Annotated in this window: 2 protein-coding genes; one reads left to right on the top strand and one right to left on the bottom strand. The window is 42.7% G+C overall.

The annotated features are described in order from the left end of the window. A partial coding sequence (locus tag JF818_RS00230) for an amidohydrolase family protein (protein WP_198889995.1) occupies nt 1–1,044 on the top strand: 1,044 nt, incomplete at its 5' end. A gap of 35 nt (nt 1,045–1,079) precedes the next feature. Here the strand turns inward: JF818_RS00230 and JF818_RS00225 are convergent. Beyond that, a complete protein-coding gene (locus tag JF818_RS00225; RefSeq protein ID WP_198889994.1) occupies nt 1,080–1,805 on the bottom strand; it encodes a GntR family transcriptional regulator in 726 nt (241 codons plus the stop codon). Nucleotides 1,806–2,159 lie beyond the last annotated feature (354 nt).

Here is a 2,159-nt window from a genome sequence, read left to right as displayed (position 1 = left end):
AGCAAAAAATGGCTTAAGCAGGAATATGTCCTATATTGCGAACTTCATATTGCTGAAGAGAAGGAGTTGCTTGCTCTCCTAAAGGTAGTTGCTGAGTACAAGAGACTTTTTGCAGTACATATGCGTTGCGAAGGGAGTGATATTCTTGATTCCCTCAAGGAAGTGCTTTCACTCGCTGAGCGTACAGGAGTGAGACTGGAGATCAGCCACCTTAAGGTGATTGGAAGGAAGAACCAGCACCTTGTGGATGAGGTGCTCTCCATGATCGACCATGCCAGGGAGAGAGGTCTGGATGTGCAGTTTGACCAGTATCCCTACCACTTTGGTTCAACCAGCCTGTTCAGTCTCCTGCCTCCTTCTTATCTACGCTTGCCCCGCGAGGAGGTACAGTCCCTCCTAATGGATGCTTCAGCCCGGACGAAAATCCGGAGTGAGATGGAGCATCCAGAGGGTTGGGACTCAATCGCTGAACTTTGTGGATGGGAACAGGTGAGTATCCAAAGTCTGGAAGGTAATAGGCAGTATGAGATGATGAGCCTAAGTGAGATAGCTAGGGAGCAGGGTAGTGACCCGTACGAAGTTTTCTTTGACATTCTCCAGGAAGCAAAAGGAACTGCACTGATGATGGATGTTACCCAAAGTGAAGACTCACTCAAGAAAATCCTCTCTCATCCTCTCATGTGTTTTGGTACGGATGCCCTCTATGCCGGCGCTCTGAGTCATCCACGGTCCTATCAGAGTACGCTCCACCTGCTTGATAGATATGGAAAACAAGAAGCAGTACTACCTCTCCAATCCCTTATTACAAGAATGACCGGCAATCCTGCAAGCCGATTGGGGTTACAGGACAGGGGATTCATTAAAACCGGCTATAAAGCGGACTTGGTGCTCCTCGATTGGCAGAACCTTGCTGAATATAGTGATATCAAACACCCTGAGATTACCGGAGACGGCATATCGATGGTGATGGTCAATGGCCAGATTGCTTACCAACAAGGGAGGTGTACAGAAACAACCTCAGGTACGCTGCTCTTATTCAGATAGACTCAGCGGGGAATACTTTCTCTTCATATAACCGCTTATTCTTGACCTTCGGAAAAATCTTTTATAAGTCCTTCCTGACCGAACCTGACATGTTGTCGCATTGCTTCTTCAGCAGTTTGAATATCTTTCTTAATGATTGAGTCAACCAATAGGATATGACGATTCAGAGACTCTGGCGTTCGAGGCCTCTTTGTCTGTCCTTGCAATAACACAAGCCAGAGGAAACTATTACGTTCTAGTGCTCTGTAGAGAGAAGCTGAATTAGCAGCCTCTGCAAGCATCAGGTGGAACTTATAATGCATTTCTGTGTATTTGTAAGGATCAGCATTCTCAAAGGGGATTCTGTCAAGGTCATTGGCTGCATGTTGCAACATGAATTGTTGTTCTTCAGAAAGGCTATTTGCAAGAATTCTGGCAATTTGGCACTCTACGGCTTCTCTCAATAGAAAGATGTCCTTGATTCTCTCAACAGTAGGTATGGTAACAATGGAACCCCAGTGAGGATGATACTCAATTACTCCATCCTGTTCCAATTTTTTCATGGCTTCGAGTATCGGAATATGACTAACCCCAAGCATTTTTGCCAAAGGTCTTCTTGTCAATCTCATCCCTGGTGGAAACTCTCCAGTGATAATCTTCTGAAGGATTATCCGGTAGGTTCGTTCTGCAGAAGTGAGTGAAGGATCATTCTGATCTGTTTCAAAAATTGCATTAATATCAATGTTCATAGACTCTGTAATCTCTCTCTTATTAGTATACATGGTATATCGAATTTCACCAAATTGAAATATGCATTTTTATAAATCGAGTAATTGAATAGATATGAGAATTAATTATAGATAATTAAATTTATTCAATATATAGAATAAAATGAGTACAAAAAATTATGCAATTTCTGGTACTAACGAACTACAAAAAAAATGTTGACAGTATTAAATGAGTGGTATACCGTGTATACCATATTCACCATTTTTTGGAGGTATCTAATGAAAGGAAGTGTACGGAAGAATGTTGCCATTGCAATGATGGTATTGTTTTCTCTCTCAGCAGTGTATGCGGGGGGCAATACTGAAAAGAGTGTGGCAGACAAACCAGTAGATGTATGGATGATTAAC

It is taken from the genome of Sphaerochaeta sp. S2, from assembly GCF_016406725.1.
Lineage (GTDB): Bacteria > Spirochaetota > Spirochaetia > Sphaerochaetales > Sphaerochaetaceae > Sphaerochaeta.
Note: the sequence above shows the minus strand (reverse complement) of the source record. Positions and strands in the feature narration are given on the sequence as shown.

Coding starts and splice junctions, on each gene's coding strand:
- JF818_RS00225 (WP_198889994.1), bottom strand. CDS start 1,805: ATGTATACTAATAAGAGAGAGATTACAGAGTCTATGAACATTGATATT.